The sequence below is a fragment of the Acinetobacter radioresistens DSM 6976 = NBRC 102413 = CIP 103788 genome (assembly GCF_006757745.1).
Classification (GTDB): domain Bacteria; phylum Pseudomonadota; class Gammaproteobacteria; order Pseudomonadales; family Moraxellaceae; genus Acinetobacter; species Acinetobacter radioresistens.
In genome coordinates, this window is sequence record NZ_AP019740.1 from 863,792 (window position 1) to 883,010 (window position 19,219).

Below are 19,219 nucleotides of genomic sequence, written 5' to 3' on the forward strand. Positions count from 1 at the left end.
ATGCTAATACATATTTCTTTTATTTTCGGAACTCGCCCTGAACTGATTAAGCTGGCTCCAGTAATTTTACAAGCACGACAAGATTTCCGTTTCGAAGTAAGTGTAGTATTTACCGGGCAGCATCTAGAATTGGTACGTGATGCTATAGATTTTTTCCAGATTGAAATTGACCATCATCTACAGGTCATGCAGCCGGGCAAAAGCTTGAATATTTTATTGAGCACGGCTCTAACCGAACTGGACCGTGTCTATACCCAAATGTCAAAATGTGATGCTATTGTGGTGCAGGGCGACACAACAACAGTACTGGCTGGTGCTTTAGTCGCATTTAATTTAAATATTGGACTGGCTCATGTAGAAGCTGGTTTGCGCTCTTTCGATTTGCTGCATCCTTTTCCAGAAGAAGGAAATCGTCAGTTAGTATCTCGTCTGGCACGCTGGCATTTTGCCCCGACTGCACTTTCGGCCAGTAACTTGTTACAGGAAAATGTGCCTGAAGAACATATTTTTGTCACAGGTAATACGGTAGTAGATGCCATATACAGTGCGCGTGAGATTATGCAGGCTTCTTCACAACAATCTCAACAGCGTTTAAAAAGACTTAGCTTAAATCTGCAGGAAAAAAATAAACTGGTTCTAATTACTGCCCATCGACGTGAAAATTTTGGGCAGGGTATACAGAATATATGTCAGGCCATACATGAGCTATGTCAACGTTATCCAGAGTTGCATTTTGCCTGGCCAGTTCATCTTAATCCGCATGTGCATACAGTTGCTCATCAGGAGTTCGCTCAACATCCGCAGGTACATTTACTTAGTCCATTAGATTATCCTGACCTGCTTGCTATTTTGCAGGCCTCATATCTGATTATGACAGATTCTGGAGGGATTCAGGAGGAAAGTCCAACCTATCAAAAACCAGTTCTTATTTTACGGGATGTCACTGAACGTCCAGAAGTAGTGGAGGCTGGTTGTGGTGTTCTGGTTGGCACAGATGTGACTAAAATCGTTCAGGAATTTTCACGACTGATGGATGATCATTCATATTACCTTCAGCATGCTGAAGTTGAAAACCCATTTGGTGATGGCCGGGCATCGGGTCGCATTCTTGAGCAGATTATCAAAGATTTAAACCCTGCTTCCTCTTAAAAATTGATTTTCATCCATATATAGAGCCATAAAACACTGGCTCTATTTAAATAGTGGGGACCATCAAAAATGAAAATTCGCTGTCCGGAATAGGCTTTAAGCTGTTTACTGATTTCCCAAGGATAGGCAGCTCTGAATGTTCCATCTTTTTTTAGTCGAAATGCCTCTAAAATAATTACCACCCGGTCTTCACCAAATTGCTCTTTTAAAGTTTCATAAATTTGTGCAGCTTCTTCAGGACTGCGCGTTCCTACACCCACGCCATCCTGGAAAAAAACTTTTGCATTGGGGGGCAGCCAGCTTTCTAACCAATATTCTAGAAATGGGGCTTCAGGTTCTGCACTATAAATACTTACCCAGACAGGTAATTTAAACTGAGCAATATATTGTCCTAGAGTATGGACACCATTCCATGTAGGGTCAGCTTCTACAGGAAAATAGTAGCTTGTGACTGGTACAGGTAATTTGGCTTGAATAATCTGCCTAGACTGCTGATAAAGCTGATCAATATTTTCACGGGCTACAGGTTCCTGAAATCTGCCGGCCAGCCCTAAAATTACATGTTTTGCCCAAGGCTGTTTACCAATATGTTGCCAATCGGGTTGCACATCCCATGGCTGCACCGGAATTTCATTAAAAAAAGACCGTCCGTCTACAATACTCCACTGGTTAACCAGCGTATCTACACCCAAAAGCTGCCAGTTACCAGAAGGCTGGCTCATCTGGTCGACTTGCCAAAAAATACCCTCAATTTTAGGTGCTGCTGTATTGGCATCTGCCTGCTCCATTAATAAAGCAGAAAGTACAAACACGGCCACAGGAAAACATATAAATATCAGTAAACCTATAAATGCATACTGCCTTATACTCATTCACCTGTTCCCTTGACTTTACGACGGCTTCTGCGCCATAGAATTAAAGCGATAATAATCAGTGTAATTATGGTGAGAACAATAACAAGAGTACGGGTAGAGACTTGCTCGACAACGGGCGCCTTAGCTTTATTCACCGAATTTTTACTCAAAACCGTAATCTGGCCTTGTGCTGAAACAAATAGTACTGCTGTATTGTTGGGAATGCTTTGCTGGATTACGGGCCAAAAACGGGTAAAAGTCTGTGCTCCGGCTGCACTATCCGTATTAATCCAGAATCTGCCATCTTTCACAGAAACAATAAATCCGCCTGCCGTAGCAGGTAAGTAAAGTAGCTGGCTGTATCGCTGTAATTCATCATTAAAACGGGCTGTATTAACTAATATATTGATTTTTTTAAGCCTATTAGCATTCAGCTCAGTAATGTTTACAGGTACAGGCTGGTCGCTTAACAGCATTGTTTTCGCAACATTTGCTACAGTAATGGCCATACTGGTGGCAGCCGGATTGTTGATGGCTATCTCTGGAGTACTGGCGAAAATGGTAGAGAGATTGATTACGCCCTGTTTCATCTGATGGGGGAGGTTAACAAGTGATTTATTTGCATCAATCCATAGTGCAGTGCCCGCATTTGGCAAACAGGCTTCATTGTTTAATTGAGAGTTTATTAAAGTCATATTGTAATTGTTGACATAAGGATAATCCGCACCAACGAAATCAAAACGGCGCTCAACCGGATTTGAATCTAGTTTAGCCAGACTTAAGCTGCCGGCCAAATATTCGTTTAACCAGACCTGTAAAGTTGAGCCTTGTAATAAGCCACTTTGTGCCCGAAAGGCTAATTTTCCCTTTAACACATCAGTTGCTTCCCATACAGGCGGGAAAACTAGAGAAATATTTTTAGATGAACTGTCGAGAGCAAAATCAGAAATACCCAAGTCAGCCAGCGTCTCAAATTTGCGTATTACCGCCCATGCTGGCTCGGCAACCGGTTCGCTTAATGTAGCAGTAGCTGTATTAAGCTGTTGCAGATAATTCTGGTTTATTAAAGCATTAACTGCCATAAGCAGCTGGGATTCTGATGAGTATTCAATATTTAGCCGGGGAATCTCATTATTCCGGCTTAAACTGATTTTTGCACCTGCTAGAGGCTGTTCTACCTGTTGTATGCTAATTACAAAATCAGGTGCTTCTTGCTGGGTAGACTCAGTAACTTGCCACTGAACTGGGGTGTTAAACTTCCATGCTGTAGCCAGGCGGGCAATCATGGATGCTTCTAAACGGTTCTGGTTATTAAATTGTAGTAAAGCCTTAATTGGCGCTGTACGGCTCAGCTGTGTATTAAACAGGGCATCAGGCAGTTGATTGAGCTGTAATATGCCATGCTGAGCCTGATAGTTTAATGTCAGTTTGGTTAGGGCTGTATAAAGATTAGTGGACTCTACACAGTAATTATTGCTGATGGGTCCGTTAACTGACGGCTTTTGTAAAAGCATGACATCGAGGCGATGAAAACCGGCAGTACTTGCAGGTAAGGTAAAGCTCAACTCACCTTTACCATTTAAATCCTGTCTATGAATCATCTGATTATCATAACGGACTACCAGCGTGCTTTCGCCATGACTGTCAAACTGGCTATTGAACTGTATGTTTTGCCAGGTTTCACCCTTGCCCACATAAAAGAAATAAGGAGACTGGTACTGGGCAGTACGTGATATCAGGTCATCTAGCTGCCAGGTATCAGCATAGACCTGAGAGCCATATAAGGAAAGAAGAACAGAAGATAACACCGTAAAACGGGATTTTTTAAAGTGACTGATCATTTTTTTTCCTTTTTTCGCTCTGTTTTATACCAGGTTATACCTTCACCTTTAATTTTACTTTTAAGCATATCCCAGGCAGCTTTAAACACGATTAAAAGAAACACCTGTGAGTAAGTAAAGTAAGCGATGAACGCGTAAAAATAAAAACGTTTTGGAACTTCTTTTTCCAGACTTAGAGTAAACCAGATTTGTGTAAGGTAAAGAATGAATGCAAGAATAAAGAGTAAAGTAAAAGGCCCAGGTATAGTTGTGCCATCAATACCGAGCAGTCCTACGACCAGTGTCATATGGCTTAAAAATAAAGCGGGCACAAACATGATATAACACATGATATTGTTGCCAATTTCCATGCCAATCGGGAAAGGATGACGTATTGCCGTACTTAGATACTTGCGTGTGACATAAAAATTTCCTTGTGTCCAGCGGGAGCGTTGTTTAATAAAAATATTTAGATCACCCGGGTCTTGCTGCCATCCAATTGCATAAGGTACCCATTTAATGCGTTTATGGCCCAGAAAAATGCGATAACTCATTTCGGTATCATCAACCAGGGATTTTTCATCAAATCCCCCTAGAATATCCAGCGCATCACGCCAGATTACATAATTGGTTCCCATGAGGGTAGAAAGACGGAAGCGTAACCAGCGACCACCTTGAAAAATCCACTGGAAATAAATAAATTCTATGGCAATAAATGTACTTAGCGGGCTGTCTTTCCAGTTGCGGGTCCGAACTTTACCATTAACCGCAACCAGATTTGAGTCAGCCAGAAGGGTCTGAGCAATAAGTCTTACACAATCTGGTTCAGGGGTACTGTCTGCATCATAAACTGCAATCAGCTCACCATGGGCATGTTTTAGGCCATTATTCAGAGTGCGGGACTTACCTTTACCACCTTGGCCTTTAGGAACATTGATGACACGAATTACCGGGTACTCGGCTGCCATCCGGTCAGCAATTTCCTGTGTCCTGTCTTTGGAAGCGTCATTAATCAGCAGTACTTCATAGCTTTCTGGCGGATAGTCCTGTGCTGCTAAAGCCCGCAATGTATCTTCAATAACTACTTCTTCATTGTAAGCCGGTATCAGTACACTCAGCATTGGCCAACGTTCGGGTACAGGTAAATTCGAAAGTTCCTGATTGGCCCGAATCGAATAACGCCAAGCCGAAAAACTCAGCCAAGCCCAAAAAGCTTGGGGAATCCAGATACCAATAAAGCCAACAATAAAACAGATATCAATTGTATTCATGATTTCTTGAATATCCTCCATAGCATGGTACTTACAAGGATAATCATTAATACAATAATCATGAATACAGATAACCAGGATGTGGATGTACCCCAGAAACCCAGTAATTCAGGATAATGAAGAGACAAGATCAGATGGAGCGGTAGAATCATTAGACCAGCAGCTAGCAGCATACGCCCAGCAATACTGGTATGGATCCGGTCGGGCTGACTGTAAAAGGAGACATTCAGGAATTTCCAACCAATTCCTAACACCGGATAATTAATATCTTCATTTGAAAGATTGCCTTCCGGATTTAATAAAATCCCCGTCCCATTAAAACCATATGAATTGGGATAAGCGGTATAAAATAAATGCTGTCCGCTCTGAATTGGTAAAGCAGGTAGGGGAATCTGGCCTTCGTTGGCCTGAATAATATATAACCCTTTTGGAAGAGTTTTTAATAAAGGATTCCAGCCATCATGAACATAAGCACCCATAGGCCGCAGGCCGGCACTGGTCGCTAGAGTAGCCAGGCTGTTAAAACGTGAAGGTTCCACGCTACTAAAGTCAAGTAAAGGTATGGCACCTCTATTTATCTGTCTTTTTAACTGGAAATAAATGAGAGGATTCATAAAATTTTCTGGAATCAATAACCCCGGTTTAATGCCCTGATCCATGATCTGTTTAAAGTTTTTTGAATGAACCTGATCAACAGTAAATACAGGCCATAATTTTCTTTCAGTAGGAAAGTGTTCTGGTATCTGATAAATACTGGAAACATTTTTGGATTCTAAAGTATTCGCAGGCCGCAACGGACAATCATAATAGGTCTGATAGTAAGATGAGAGAGTAAGATCCGGTAAGGTACTGACCGAAAGCAATAGGCCGCAAACATAGATTAATGTGCTCATTGGAGAACCTCCGAGGAGGATTCTTCTACCGTATGCGTGTTTATTGTGATTTGCATCTTAAGCAGGTCAAGTACTCTGAGCTGTTCAGCCAGTTCTTTAACCTTGCTAAAATCTCCATCTGTAATAATGATAATCCGAATAATGGAAAGGCGGGTATCTGTGAAATAAAAGTGAGGTAAAGTACGCTGGGTTCCCAGTACATCAAAAATCTTTTGCTGTACTGCTTTAAACTCGTCAACTTGCAGCATGTCACGCAATAATTCGTGATTGGTAATATCCACCCTAATTTCAGCATAATTTTGAATCATGTTAAGTGAAAGCATACGCTGAAATTGTAGATGGTTATATTGGTAGCTACCAATTGGTAAAATGCTATAGGTCAAATTTTTTCTATAAGCATCCAGTAAATTATCTGTCTCCTGATTAGTCGACATAATTTCATAATAGATACTTAGAAATAACGGGGCGATAGGTAAAATAAAAAGTTGTAGAATTTTAGTACTGGTATCAAAGTTGGTATTTTGAATATCAAATAAAAGATAAATAAAGAACAGTAGAAATATCAGTACACTAAGAATAACAGCTTGAACCAGATTAAGAAAACGTCCTAATAATAACAAGGCAATAAAAAGCGCCCAGCTACCTACTAACTCGGCACGCAACCATTCATAGCCAATTAAACCTATAAATATAACAATGATCATAGGTAAAAAGGTAATAGACTGATTTGTTCTTATAAGCCAGTTCTTCGCCATATAGTATTCATTTTTCTAAATATGTATTCATACATAGAAGTATAAATAAATAGGAATGAAATTTTAACTTTTGATAAGATAATTTAGATGTAATTAGTCACTATTTATGTAATCAATTGGTCTTAAAGAATATAAAGATCCTAATTATTTCGTTTTATTAAGCCATAATGATAAAAAATAATAATTGCTATGATTTATATATAAAAACAGTCATTAAACTTCTCGAAAAGCTAATTTTATTATTTAAAATATTGGATATAAATTAATTTATTTCAAAAATTATGTTTTATCAGGTTTTTTAAAGAGAAGTGATTAAGCCTGTAATTTCTGATCATGAGTCTGTTCTATCTGCCTGGTAACAGGCTTGATTCTTAATTTGAGAATTCTAGAGCCTGACCTATAGGAGAAAGTTGAGAGAGAAAGGTTTCTATATTAAACAGGTTTAAATTTAAATTTTGATCAAGTCATAAAGAAGCGCAAGAATCAGAGCCCAGAAAGCTATCCAGAACTCACTAAAAATATAATTTAAAGTAGGCTATCTTTCATATATTTATCGTGAAAATTTAGTGAAAAATCTGTATTTAATAAAAATTTCACTAAACCCTGTCAAGCAAATAAAGCATTTCTACATCATCTTCAAAATGCTCCCCAAAGATCTTTATTTTTATTCAAGATATATTTTACCAATTTATAAATAGAAATTATTTCTCTATCTCTACAGGCTTTAGTAATTAAACCCATTTTATCGTTGAATATTTCTAATTCAGGGCTGCTTTAAATTAATCCAGTTGATGACTCTGAGTTTTAAATACGAGTCTAAGAATTGACCCTATTAAAATGTTTGAAAAAGTGCACATACACTTATCAGCATTACAGCCTTTATCAAGCATCAACTCAAGAGTTGTTTGTATATAGTGCTCAGTAACAGTGCATCATTATCGAAACGCACTACAAGTGTTATAGAAAAGTATTACGAAATACCAAATCCGTATGATTAAGTTGGCATACCCTTTGCATTTACCTCTACAGCATAAAGTGATCTAGGGTTCCGGCAGTTATTTTTTAAAGCCTGCGTCTGAGACCGAGAGTTCACGGCTAGGTTTTCCAAAACCAAAGCTACACGGAGGGATAAAAGCCCGGGAGGTAAACCGTACAAGTTAGATGCAGAGGCTGTTATGAGCACGACTACTTATCACGAAGATTCCGCACTGTGGACTGAACTTTTACCGGGTGGCCATCACTGGTCTGCGCGCATTCAACGTGGCGCAGTTTTACAACTCAAATCCTTGGGCGCAAATGCCAATGTTTCGCTGTTCTGTGTCAATGCAGAAGACAAGCTGGAAGCCTATAACATGCCAGACAGCTTAAAAGGGCAACATACCGCATTTCTAAGTACAGGGCACATTTTAGCCTCTGATTTGGGTCGTGCCATGATCTCGATTGTGAAAGATGATCACGGTTGGAATGATGCCTTCTGCGCACCAAGTACTGCACAGCAAATCGAAAATCAATTTGGTTCAAAAACGTTTCAAGATGCCCGTAATGAGATGTACCGCAACGGCAAAGACAGTTTATTACTGGAAATGACCAAATTTGGATTATCGGCAACTGACCTCAGCAGTACTTTAAATCTGTTTTCTAAAGTTCAACCTGATGATAACGGCAACCTCAGCTATGTGGCATCTGACAATACTCATCAAGTGATTGAACTACGTTTTGAAATGGATTGTCTGGTGTTTTTATCGAGTGCACCGCATGCCTTAGATAACTCATCTGAATATGCACCAGCTGATATTCAACTATCACTCTTTAAAGCACTTCCTTTAGGCGAGACAGATGTCTGCCGTGATTCATGCCCGCAAAATCAGCGTGCATTCCAAAATAATAACCGCTACTACGCTTTAACTGCTTAAGGGGAATGATCATGACTGCACTCGTAAACCCAACACAAAATCATGAAAAACCAGTACTCAGCGAAGTTTGTCCTGCCGGTGAAGCGTGGATGTGCGAAGTCAAAAAAGGACAGTATTTCCGTATTGTAGATCTAGAAGGCAACCAGGCGGTAGATACCTTATTTATCTCCGCACATAACCCTGAAGAGCGTTATAGCGCAACCGATACTTTGGCGATGAATCGTCAAATATATTTAGAAAAAGGCACAGCGTTATACACCAATTTTGGCAATAAAATCGCCACCATCAACGATGATAACTGCGGTCGCCATGACACCTTAGGCGGTGCATGTTCATGTGAAAGTAACACAGTGCGCTATGCCCATGACAAATACCCAATGCACAGTTGCCGTAACAATTTCATGATTGCATTGTCACAACATCCGATTGCGAAAAAGCATGATTTGAATGTGCGCCATATCGGTCCAAATATTAATTTCTTTATGAATGTACCTGTAACTTCAGATGGTCATTTGAAATTTGATGATGGTATTTCTGCTCCGGGGAAATATGTGGAGATTAAAGCGGAGATGGATTTGATTGTCCTCATTTCAAACTGTCCACAACTGAATAATCCGTGTAATGCCTATAACCCGACAAAAATTCAACTGATTGTCCGTGAAGGCGAGGAATAAGCCATGTTTAATAAAGTTCTCATCGCCAACCGTGGTGCAATTGCGTGTCGTGTTATTCGTACCCTTAAAAAATTAGGCATCCAATCGGTTGCCGTCTATTCAGAAGCCGACCGTGATTCATTACATGTGACTTTAGCAGATGAAGCTGTTTTCATTGGTGATGCACCTGCGAGCCAAAGCTATTTAAATGTCGATAAAATCTTAGAAGTCGCAAAACAAACCGGTGCAGAAGCGATTCACCCGGGCTATGGCTTCCTCTCTGAAAATGCCGAATTCTGTAATCTGTGTGAAGCACAAGGCATCGTATTCTTAGGGCCAAATGCCGAACAAATGAAAGCTTTTGGTCTGAAACACACCGCACGTGAATTGGCAATTCAAGCCAATGTGCCATTACTTCCGGGCAGTCAATTGTTGGCTGATGAAGCCGAAGCACTGCTAGAAGCGGAACGTATTGGCTATCCTGTGATGCTGAAAAGTACCGCAGGCGGTGGTGGCATCGGCATGCGTTTGGTCTGGAATGCTGAAGAGCTGAAAGATGCTTATGCAACGGTGTCATATTTAGCGCAAGCCAACTTTAAAGATGCAGGTTTGTACTTAGAGAAGTTCGTGCAAAATGCCCGTCATATTGAAGTGCAAATTTTTGGTGATGGTCACGGTTTAGTCTTGGCTTTGGGCGAGCGTGATTGTTCGGTACAACGTCGTAACCAAAAAGTGATTGAGGAAACACCTGCACCACATTTAAACGATGAACAACGTGCCTATATTCAAAATGTTGCGATCCAACTGATGCAATCGGTGAACTACCGCTCGGCAGGTACGGTTGAATTTGTGATGGATACCGACACGCAAGAATTCTATTTCTTGGAAGTGAATACTCGTCTACAAGTCGAACATGGTGTCACCGAACAAGTGTTTAGTGTGGACTTGGTTGAATGGATGGTGACTTTAGGCAGTGGTGATTGGACGCCACCAACAGCACAGCTTGATTCTAAAGGTCATTCCATTCAAGTGCGGTTATATGCTGAAGACCCAATTAAAAACTTCCAACCAAGCGCAGGTTTACTGACTCATGTCGAGTTTGATGCCAATGCCCGTAATGAAACGTGGGTAGAAACAGGCTCCAACGTATCGTCATTCTATGATCCAATGATTGCCAAAATTATTGTGACTGCGGATGATCGTGATTCTGCCATTCAAGCCATGACCGATACACTTGCCAAAACTTCTGTGGCAGGCATTGAAACCAACCTTGAATATCTACAAAACATTATCGACTGTGATGTATTTAAAGCGGGTACGCAAACCACACGCTTCTTAAATACCTTTGAGTGGAAAACCCAAAAGATTGAAGTCCTGCAAGCAGGCATTCAAACCGCCGTGCAGGATGTTACAGGGCGTTTGGGCTATTGGGATGTCGGTGTGCCACCATCGGGTGCAATCGATCCGCTGTCTTTAAATGTCGCCAACCAACTGTTAGGTAATGCACCGAATACCGCAGGTCTAGAATGTACCTTGCAAGGACCAAGCTTAAAATTCCATTGTGACAGTCAAATCGTGCTTGCAGGTGGCGATATGCCATCGACTTTGGATGGCGTAACTGTACCAATGTGGCAAACCGTGAATGTGCGTAAAGGTCAGGTGCTGAAGTGTGGCAAGATCGCCACAGGTTGTCGTACCTACATTGGTATTAACGGCGGTCTCAATGTCCCTGAATATTTAGGCTCACAAGCAACCTTTACCCTAGGTCAGTTTGGTGGGCATGCAGGGCGTAATTTACTCATTGGCGATATGCTTCCAATCACGGCATTTACATCAAGTGATGGCAAAGCATTAAGCCAAGATCAAATCCCGACATTCTCAAATTCTTGGGAAATTGCAGTGATGTATGGTCCACATGGTGCGCCTGATTTCTTTACCAAAAATGACATTGATACCTTCTTTGCCAATGAATTTGAAATTCACTTTAACTCAAGCCGTACCGGTATCCGTTTGATTGGACCAAAACCTGAATGGGCTCGTCAGGACGGTGGTGAAGCAGGTCTGCATCCATCCAATATTCATGATAATGCCTATGCCATTGGTGCGATTGATTTCACTGGTGATATGCCGATTATCTTGGGTCCAGATGGTCCAAGCCTTGGTGGCTTCGTGTGTCCTGCGGTGGTGATCAATTCTGAACTGTGGAAATTGGGTCAGCTCAAAGCAGGCGATAAAGTGAAATTTGTGCCTGTGAGCTATACCCAAGCCAAAGTACTCAATGAAAAATATCATGCACAATTGGTATCAACAGATACGCAAATAGTCACTTTTAATGAATCGTTCTATCCTGAAATCAGTACGCTGAAAACCGCCATTTTAGACACTTTGAAAGGTCAAAATGGTACGCCTGATGTGGTGTATCGTCCTGCGAGCAACAACTATATGCTGGTGGAATATGGCGATCTGGTTTTAGATTTAAACCTGCGTTTCCGTATTCATGCGCTGATGCAATGGGTCAAAGAGCAAAATATCCAAGGCATTATTGACCTGACACCGGGTATTCGTTCACTGCAAATCCATTTTGATTCGACCAAGCTCGATCAAATTGATTTATTGCATATGCTTCAAGTCGCAGAAGAACAATTGCCTGATGTGACGGAAATGCAAGTGCCATCACGTACTGTGTATTTACCACTGGCTTGGGAAGATTCACAAACACAGCTTGCAACTGAGCGTTATATGCAAACCGTACGTCCAGATGCACCGTGGTGTCCGGACAATATCGAATTTATCCGCCGTATTAATGGTTTAAAAGACAAACAAGCCGTGAAAGATGTGGTGTATAACGCGAGTTATTTGGTTATGGGCTTGGGTGATGTGTATTTGGGTGCGCCTGTGGCAACACCGCTTGATCCACGTCAGCGTTTAGTCACCACCAAATATAACCCTGCACGGACTTGGACACCTGAAAATGCCGTCGGTATTGGTGGTGCGTATATGTGTGTTTACGGCATGGAAGGTCCGGGTGGCTATCAGTTTGTGGGTCGTACTTCGCAAATGTGGTCACGCTACCGTAAAAACCCTGATTTTGAACAAGATATGCCGTGGTTATTGCGCTTCTTTGACCAAATTAAGTTTTATGAAGTGTCTGAGTCCGAGTTGATGCACATGCGTGAGGACTTTAAAGCAGGGCGTTTAAAACTGCGCATTGAAGAAGGCGTACTCAACCTTAAAGAATACAACGAATTCTTAACTGAAAACCAAGAATCTATTTCAGCATTTAAAGCGGTGCAACAAGCTAATTTTGATGCAGAGCGCCGTCGCTGGCATGAAGCAGGACTGGCGGAATATGTCTCTGAAAGCCTAGATGCTGTGGATGATGGTGAAGGTGTTGAAGTGCCTGAAGGTGGTTGTGCGGTGGAATCGCATATGCCCGGTTCAATCTGGAAAATTGAATGTCAGTCGGGTGATATTGTGGAAGAAGGTGCGACGCTTGCGGTGATTGAAGCGATGAAGATCGAGATTCCAATTATTGCGCCTGAGCGTATGCGTGTCGATGCGGTTACCATTGAAAAAGGGCAAACGGTGAAAACGGGGCAGGTGTTGTTTACATTGGCACCAGTGGCTTGATGAGATAGGAATAAAAAAGACCGTCCGTAAGGGCGGTTTTTTTATTCAATGAATTAATAGTTTAGTTTAAAATGATATTTATACTTACAATAAATTTTCTAATGTTATGACAAATACACGAAGAGATAATTTTTCAAAACCTGTTGTGAGAGCATTAAGAGAACGGGTAAATAATCTTTGTTCTAATCCAGATTGTGGTAAGCAAACAATTGAGCCACAAAAAGCTACCTTAGATAAAATTAATCTTACTGGTACAGCCGCACATATATGTGCAGCAAGTGTAGGAGGACCAAGATATGATGAAACTATGTCTCAGCAAGAGAGAAAATCTATAGAGAATGGAATTTGGTTATGTAATCATTGTGCTAGAAAAATTGATATAGAACCTGATGCATATTCTGTTGAGTTATTAAAAGAGTGGAAAAATAAAGCTGAGCTTAAATTATTGGCGAATAGTAATAGTCCTCTATATGCGGAAAGTGAGTTTCAAAAGGAAGCACAATTAAGGGTGCTTGAAAGTCATAGATCAGGTCAAAGCTTTATAGGTGTGGCAAATTCTTCTTTAAATACTATTTCTAAAATAGTTCAAGAAGAGCTTAGGATACTTGATCCAAGACTAAATATTTCCTGTGACTATATCAATAGCACAACTCATTATAGAATAGATGTGGCAGAAGATAGTGAAGAGTCAGTAAAAATTAATTTTAAACCTAATAGTGCTGAAGAGTTTACCAAGAAATATACTAAGTTAATTGAAGGTGGGGAAACTTTTGAAATAGATGTTGATGCCATTAGTTCTAATTCAGAAGCTTTAAATGTTATTTTTCCTTCTCAGATAAAGGATGGAAAGCTATATGTTAAGAAAAATAGCGATTTAAGAGGAGAGTTAGAGTTTTTTGATGAAAAAGAAAATCTTATCTTGAGTGGTAATTCTGAGGTGGTTTATGGAGAAAAATCACATTCTTTAGAAATTACGAAATTTGAAGGTTTAATGACCATAAAGTATAAAAATTCACCTATCAAAATTGGAGAGCCGAATAAAATACATTTTGAGATTTCTATCCATCTTAAAAATTGGGATGATATACCAGTCGAACGACTAACTTATTTTAATCAGATTAAAAGAGTATATAAGCTTCTCGCAGAATGTAATCAATTAAAGGTTAGACTTTCAGTAAATGGAATTGAAATATCATCTGTAATTACTGAAAATTTTCAAAAAGATTGGATAAACTCTATGTATATATTATTAGAATATGTAGAAAATGCTAGAAAAATCAGCGAAAAATTAAAGGTAGATGTTCTTTTTAGGTCTGATTTTCCACTAAATAATACAGAAATTAACAATTCTTACGAAATAGTTGAGTTGTTAGCAAATAAAAGTCACGAAAAGAAATTTTCTGCGTTCAGTAATTTTATTCCAAATAATGAAAAACAAGAATTAGATGCAATCTTTGCACAAGAAGACTATGAAATTATTATTCTTGAAAATAGAAAATTGAGTAATTTCATATTGTTAGACACTAAGGTTAAGTCAACCAAGATTTATATAAAAACTACCATTATTAATCCTCTTTTTGAGGTGGTTGAAAAAACAAAAAATAAAGAAGGTAGAATAGAATATAAGTATAAGGTTCTACCTAAGGATGAAACTAGTTATTTAAATCGAGAGGTTTCTTTAGAGGCTTTTAACTTACAAAAAAATTAATTTCAGAAATTAAATAACGGTTTTAAATTTTACGATTGTTCATTCGTAAGCTCGAAACCATTTTTTTGGAAAATTCTAAGATTCCAAAAATAAACTTAGTGGATCATTTGATTTATCTAAAGTAAAACTTAGATCGGCAGGCTATCGCTTAGTATATCAGCTTATCGACTTCAAAATTGTCGTTTTGGTACTAGATGTAGATCGTCGAGATGCCATCTATAAAAGATGTAAAAAATTATCTAAGAAGTGCTTGCCATTATTAAACATCCTTTAGCCACACTTTGATGCACACTCGAACCCCAATGGTGCAAAATGGCATATTTTTTAGGCATACTTAAAAAATAAATCATTCTTGTTTTGCCTCAATTTGCGTATGTAATTAATTCCCCACGCATTCTGCTTAAATCTATTCTATTTTATATTATGGCATGCTTTATGCTTTTATTTATATACAACTATAAATAGAGGAGAATAAAGCACTTGACCACTAAATTCCAAACATCGGTTAACCATTCATGTATAAAAAGAATAGCAAGGACATGAGCAATCAAAATGGAATAAACCGGTGAAATACAAAACTTACTTTTGCTTTAGAACAAGCCCCATTTCAATCTTATGGGGCTTTTTTTCACCCTTTTATGTAACTTTATTTACCTCATCCAAATAAGTAAAAACTGGCACGCTTTCTGCATTTTCCTAAGTAATACGAAATTCTGGTTTTGTAATATCCACAGGAGATGCACATGAACAATCCGACATCAAATAAAAAAATGCATCCATGGCTTCACTTTCTGGTTGAGCTGCTTAGCGTACGCGCAGGCTTTCACATTAAACAATCTTCACAATATCAATCCAAGGATCAACATCGTGCCTAAACAAAAATTGGCACGTATCAGTATTACCGTGCCAGAAACCACACTGCATGCAATGGATCAAAAAATTGTCGAGCAGCACTATGAAAGCCGCTCGCAAGCCATTGTCGACATGATTAACCGTCACCTGATTGATGATCTGGTGATTCGCGATGAAGTCATGGTTGGCACACTCACTTTGCTCTATGACGTCAGTCTGAAACCGCTGCGCAGTCAGCTGGTCGATCTGCAGCAGCAGTATCTGGCGCAAGTGATCAATTCACTTCATATCCAGCTGGATGATGAAAAAATCTTGCAAGTCATGCTGATGCAGGGCGCGAGCAGTGATCTGAAAGAAATTAGCGAACAATTTATTGCACTGAAAGGCGTGATTAAAGGCCATCTCGAACTGATGGATGCCGTCATGCCGCCCATTCCACAAAATACCGAACACACTTAAGGAGAACAGCTGTGCACAATTTATGGACTGTACAGGACTGGCAACACGCCTACCAGAATAACAATATCCAGCTTAGTGACCTGATTGAGTATGTTGCCGGGTTGAATAATGAGGATCATGCCTGGATTTCAATTGCGACGGCAGCACAATTACAGGCACAAATTGATGCATTGACTGGTGCAGATAGTGCAAGCTTGCCACTTTATGGGGTGCCATTTGCGGTCAAGGACAATATTGATGTTGCAGGGTTCTATACCACAGTAGCATGTAAAGAGGCAGCTTATCTGGCGACTTCCGATGCAACAGCAGTAGCCAAATTAAAAGCTGCCGGTGCGATTGTCGTGGGTAAAACCAATCTGGATCAGTTTGCGACGGGTCTGGTTGGGGTGCGCTCTCCATACGGCGCGGTGAAGAACAGCTTTAATCCTGAATATATCAGTGGCGGTTCGAGTTCGGGTTCCAGTGTAGTCGTCGCAAACGGATTAGTGCCATTTTCACTGGGTACAGATACTGCAGGTTCAGGACGTGTACCGGCAGGGCACAATAACATTGTCGGGCTCAAATCGACCAAAGGCTGGTTCTCGACTACCGGCCTGATTCCGGCTTGTCGCACCATCGATGTGATTTCGATTTTTGCCTTAACGGTGGATGATGCCTGGCAGGTAGCGCAAGTCATGCAGGGCTATGATGCCAGCGATGATTATTCCAGAATGCATCCTCAGAATGTACCGAGCCAATTTTCAAAAGGGAAAATTGCCATTCCGGATACACTAGAATTTTATGGCGACGCCGAAACTGAAAAAGTATTTCAACTGGCAATCACACGTGCGCAAAGTTTGGGTTATACGGTTGAGCCGATTGATTTTACTCCATTTCAGCAACTGGCAGCGGCCCTGTATAATCGCTCTTGGGTGGCTGAACGTACCAGTGCCGTGGAAAAAATGGTGCAACGCAAGCAGACCCATCCGGTCATTGGTCAAATCATTGCGCAGGCAGACCGGTTCAGTGCGGTCGATGTCATGCAGGATGAATATGAACGCGCCCGCCTGAGCCGTGTTATTCAAAATACGCTGGCAGCGTATGATGCCTTGATGGTGCCGACCGCACCTACCATTTATCGTATTGCAGAAGTAGAAGCTGATCCTCTGGTCAAAAACAGCCACATGGGCGCTTATACCAATTTTGTCAATTTTGCCGATCTGTCGGCTTTGGCGCTACCAAATAGCATTCGTGCCGATGGTTTGCCAACGGGCGTGACCTTTATTGCGCCAGCCTGGATGGATGAGGCACTGGCCAAATTCGGGCAAAAATGGCAGCAGGCAAGCCAGTTAAAACTGGGAACTTCTGAACGCAACTATGAAAAAACAACTGAAATCTCATCGGGTCACAGCGTCAAACTGGCTGTCGTCGGTACACATCTGACCGGCATGCCGCTGAATTTTCAGCTGACCACACGTGGTGGCACCCTGATCAAACAGACCCGGACTGCTTCGCATTACAAACTCTATGCCTTAAAAAATACCACACCGCCAAAACCTGGCCTGCAATACAACGCGACAGGTTCCTCGATTGAAGTAGAGGTCTGGGACATTCCGCGTGCCCTATTCGGGGACATTGTTGCAGAAGTACCGGCACCATTGGGCATTGGCAATGCCCAGCTGATTGATGGTACTTGGGTCAAAAGTTTTATCTGTGAAGGTTATGCGCTTGAAGATGCCACAGATATCAGTCATTTCGGTGGCTGGCGCGAATTTATGAAATCTAGACAACTTTCAAATACCAAATTTAAATGTGAATGCATAGGGGAAGTCGCAAAATGATCAAAAAAGCACTGATGTCCGTTTCCGTACTGTCTGTAATCCTTTTTAGTGGCTGTGACAATACTGCAAAAATTCCTGCATCAAATACCAAAGCAAGTGAGAGTACGCAAAACCAGCCGATTCGGATTGGTTATAGCGACTGGCCGGGCTTTGTAGCCTGGCAGGTAGCGATTGAAAAAGGCTGGCTTAAAGAAGCAGGTATCAATGCCGATTTTAAGTGGTTTGATTATTCTTCTTCACTCTCTGCATTTGCAGCCAATCAGCTGGATGCCGTAATGGTCACTAATGGCGATAATCTGGTCACCGGTTCAGGGGGTACCAAAGGCGTGATGATCATGGCAACTGACTATTCAGCTGGAAATGATGTAATCATTGCCAAGAACGGAATTAACTCTATAGAGGACTTGCGAGGAAAAACTGTTGCGACTGAAAAAGGTCTGGTGGATCACTTGCTGCTATCCACTGCACTGGATGATGCCAAAGTTGGCCTGAATGAGGTTAAGCTGGTCAATACCATGACCAATGAATTGCCACAGGTGTTTGCCACACCTGATATTGATGCGATTGCTGTATGGCAGCCGGTGGCAAATCAGGCTCTATCTGCGGTAGCTGGTTCAAAAATCATTTTTACCTCTAAAGATAAACCTGGCCTGATCTACGATACCCTGACTGTAAACCCGGCCCATCTGGAAGCCAATAAAGAGCAATGGAAAAAGGTAATTCAGGTCTGGGATAAAACCGTCAAATACATCAATGATCCGGCGACTCGAGAAGACGCTGCACAGATCATGTCCAAACGGGTCGGTGTTGACCCAAAAACCTATATGCAGTTTATTGACGGTACACATTTACTGGATCTGGCAGCCAACAAGAAAGTATTTACCAAAGGTAATGGTTTTGATTCAATTTATGGCTCAACCTATCATGTGAACAAGTTCAATGTGGCTAACGGCATTTATACAACGGAAATGAATGTGGATGGTGTGATTGTTCCAACTTTGGTACAAGAACTCAAATAGAGCTTGCCGCCTCATTCCGGAATGTAAACTAAAGCTATAAAAAATCCCCAGATTGGGGATTTTTATAGTCAGATGAAGATTAAAAAATTAAAGCTGCGTACTTTTGGAAAAGACATTGATAAAAATAATGCCAATGATCATAAACGCCAGACCGATCAGTGCAGGAAGATCCAGTTGCTGTTTAAATACCAGCAAGCCAACTGTTGAAATCAGGATAATACCAGCCCCTGACCAGATCGCATAAGCAATACCCATCGGAATGGTTTTCATAGTCAGTGACAGAAAAAACAGGGCAATTGCATAGCCGGCAATGGTGGCAAGTGAAGGCCAGAACACGCTAAAACCATTTGAAGCTTTGAGTGCAGATGTTGCAATAACTTCTGCAATAATGGCAATTGAAAGATATAAAAAAGACATATTTCT

General features: G+C 40.8%; 15 protein-coding genes and 1 riboswitch. Of the genes, 9 read left to right on the top strand and 6 right to left on the bottom strand.

Annotated elements, in window-relative coordinates; all coding sequences use genetic code 11:
- Positions 1–1,149 carry a non-hydrolyzing UDP-N-acetylglucosamine 2-epimerase gene (wecB, locus tag ACRAD_RS03965; protein ID WP_005025099.1) on the top strand — a complete coding sequence of 383 codons (1,149 nt, stop codon included), beginning with the start codon at positions 1–3 and terminating at the stop codon, positions 1,147–1,149.
- Here wecB and ACRAD_RS03970 read toward each other — a convergent pair.
- Genes ACRAD_RS03970 through ACRAD_RS03990 form a run of 5 tightly spaced genes read right to left on the bottom strand, consistent with a single transcriptional unit; the run spans position 1,146 to position 6,742 of the window.
- Entirely contained in the window at positions 1,146–2,021 is an 876-nt protein-coding gene (locus ACRAD_RS03970) for an alpha-amylase family protein (RefSeq protein ID WP_005025102.1), read from the bottom strand. The two genes, wecB and ACRAD_RS03970, sit on opposite strands and share 4 nt — an antisense overlap.
- Positions 2,018–3,844: a hypothetical protein gene (locus ACRAD_RS03975; RefSeq protein WP_005025104.1), complete on the bottom strand. Its 1,827-nt coding sequence runs from the start codon at positions 3,842–3,844 to the stop codon at positions 2,018–2,020. Before ACRAD_RS03975 ends, ACRAD_RS03970 begins: the two co-directional genes overlap by 4 nt.
- Positions 3,841–5,094, bottom strand: coding sequence for a glycosyltransferase family 2 protein (locus ACRAD_RS03980; RefSeq protein WP_005404254.1), 1,254 nt, complete (start codon positions 5,092–5,094; stop codon positions 3,841–3,843). Before ACRAD_RS03980 ends, ACRAD_RS03975 begins: the two co-directional genes overlap by 4 nt.
- Positions 5,091–5,987, bottom strand: a complete 897-nt coding sequence (locus tag ACRAD_RS03985; RefSeq protein WP_005025106.1) for a hypothetical protein — start codon at positions 5,985–5,987, stop codon at positions 5,091–5,093. Before ACRAD_RS03985 ends, ACRAD_RS03980 begins: the two co-directional genes overlap by 4 nt.
- On the bottom strand, positions 5,984–6,742 hold the full coding sequence (locus tag ACRAD_RS03990) for a hypothetical protein (protein WP_005025107.1): 759 nt from the start codon (positions 6,740–6,742) through the stop codon (positions 5,984–5,986). The genes ACRAD_RS03985 and ACRAD_RS03990 overlap by 4 nt, the downstream gene beginning before the upstream one ends.
- Positions 6,743–7,771: 1,029 nt before the next feature.
- Positions 7,772–7,887: riboswitch (guanidine-I (ykkC/yxkD leader) on the top strand.
- Between the two features lie 30 nt (positions 7,888–7,917).
- Here ACRAD_RS03990 and ACRAD_RS03995 point away from each other — a divergent pair.
- The 8 genes from ACRAD_RS03995 (at position 7,918) to ACRAD_RS04030 (ending at position 18,796) form a co-directional block, all read left to right on the top strand.
- A complete protein-coding gene (locus tag ACRAD_RS03995) occupies positions 7,918–8,655 on the top strand; it encodes an urea amidolyase associated protein UAAP1 (protein ID WP_005025110.1) in 738 nt (245 codons plus the stop codon).
- Between the two features lie 11 nt (positions 8,656–8,666).
- Positions 8,667–9,329, top strand: a complete 663-nt coding sequence (locus ACRAD_RS04000) for an urea amidolyase associated protein UAAP2 (RefSeq protein WP_005025112.1) — start codon at positions 8,667–8,669, stop codon at positions 9,327–9,329.
- A 3-nt stretch (positions 9,330–9,332) separates the two neighbouring features.
- The gene (gene uca / locus ACRAD_RS04005; protein WP_005025115.1) at positions 9,333–12,938 is read left to right on the top strand and encodes an urea carboxylase; all 3,606 of its coding nucleotides are present in this window, start codon (positions 9,333–9,335) and stop codon (positions 12,936–12,938) included.
- Positions 12,939–13,044: 106 nt separating this feature from the next.
- Entirely contained in the window at positions 13,045–14,646 is a 1,602-nt protein-coding gene (locus tag ACRAD_RS04010) for a hypothetical protein (protein ID WP_005025118.1), read from the top strand.
- Positions 14,647–15,416: 770 nt separating this feature from the next.
- Positions 15,417–15,521 (top strand): hypothetical protein, encoded by a 105-nt coding sequence (locus ACRAD_RS16665; protein ID WP_372410767.1) that lies wholly within the window; start codon positions 15,417–15,419, stop codon positions 15,519–15,521.
- Positions 15,514–15,957: a CopG family ribbon-helix-helix protein gene (locus tag ACRAD_RS04020; RefSeq protein ID WP_004280384.1), complete on the top strand. Its 444-nt coding sequence runs from the start codon at positions 15,514–15,516 to the stop codon at positions 15,955–15,957. Before ACRAD_RS16665 ends, ACRAD_RS04020 begins: the two co-directional genes overlap by 8 nt.
- Before the next feature lie 11 nt (positions 15,958–15,968).
- On the top strand, positions 15,969–17,777 hold the full coding sequence (atzF, locus tag ACRAD_RS04025; RefSeq protein WP_005025125.1) for an allophanate hydrolase: 1,809 nt from the start codon (positions 15,969–15,971) through the stop codon (positions 17,775–17,777).
- Entirely contained in the window at positions 17,774–18,796 is a 1,023-nt protein-coding gene (locus ACRAD_RS04030; RefSeq protein ID WP_005025128.1) for an ABC transporter substrate-binding protein, read from the top strand. Before atzF ends, ACRAD_RS04030 begins: the two co-directional genes overlap by 4 nt.
- 87 nt (positions 18,797–18,883) lie before the next feature.
- Here ACRAD_RS04030 and ACRAD_RS04035 read toward each other — a convergent pair whose 3' ends face one another.
- Positions 18,884–19,213 carry a DMT family transporter gene (locus tag ACRAD_RS04035; protein ID WP_005025131.1) on the bottom strand — a complete coding sequence of 110 codons (330 nt, stop codon included), beginning with the start codon at positions 19,211–19,213 and terminating at the stop codon, positions 18,884–18,886.
- Between the last annotated feature and the right edge of the window lie 6 nt (positions 19,214–19,219).

What these genes read in the sequence shown, in the direction of transcription:
- wecB (WP_005025099.1), top strand. Translation starts at nt 1, where the DNA reads ATGCTAATACATATTTCTTTTATTTTCGGAACTCGCCCTGAACTGATT.
- ACRAD_RS03970 (WP_005025102.1), bottom strand. Translation starts at nt 2,021, where the DNA reads ATGAGTATAAGGCAGTATGCATTTATAGGTTTACTGATATTTATATGT.
- ACRAD_RS03975 (WP_005025104.1), bottom strand. Translation starts at nt 3,844, where the DNA reads ATGATCAGTCACTTTAAAAAATCCCGTTTTACGGTGTTATCTTCTGTT.
- ACRAD_RS03980 (WP_005404254.1), bottom strand. Translation starts at nt 5,094, where the DNA reads ATGAATACAATTGATATCTGTTTTATTGTTGGCTTTATTGGTATCTGG.
- ACRAD_RS03985 (WP_005025106.1), bottom strand. Translation starts at nt 5,987, where the DNA reads ATGAGCACATTAATCTATGTTTGCGGCCTATTGCTTTCGGTCAGTACC.
- ACRAD_RS03990 (WP_005025107.1), bottom strand. Translation starts at nt 6,742, where the DNA reads ATGGCGAAGAACTGGCTTATAAGAACAAATCAGTCTATTACCTTTTTA.
- ACRAD_RS03995 (WP_005025110.1), top strand. Translation starts at nt 7,918, where the DNA reads ATGAGCACGACTACTTATCACGAAGATTCCGCACTGTGGACTGAACTT.
- ACRAD_RS04000 (WP_005025112.1), top strand. Translation starts at nt 8,667, where the DNA reads ATGACTGCACTCGTAAACCCAACACAAAATCATGAAAAACCAGTACTC.
- uca (WP_005025115.1), top strand. Translation starts at nt 9,333, where the DNA reads ATGTTTAATAAAGTTCTCATCGCCAACCGTGGTGCAATTGCGTGTCGT.
- ACRAD_RS04010 (WP_005025118.1), top strand. Translation starts at nt 13,045, where the DNA reads ATGACAAATACACGAAGAGATAATTTTTCAAAACCTGTTGTGAGAGCA.
- ACRAD_RS16665 (WP_372410767.1), top strand. Translation starts at nt 15,417, where the DNA reads ATGCATCCATGGCTTCACTTTCTGGTTGAGCTGCTTAGCGTACGCGCA.
- ACRAD_RS04030 (WP_005025128.1), top strand. Translation starts at nt 17,774, where the DNA reads ATGATCAAAAAAGCACTGATGTCCGTTTCCGTACTGTCTGTAATCCTT.
- ACRAD_RS04035 (WP_005025131.1), bottom strand. Translation starts at nt 19,213, where the DNA reads ATGTCTTTTTTATATCTTTCAATTGCCATTATTGCAGAAGTTATTGCA.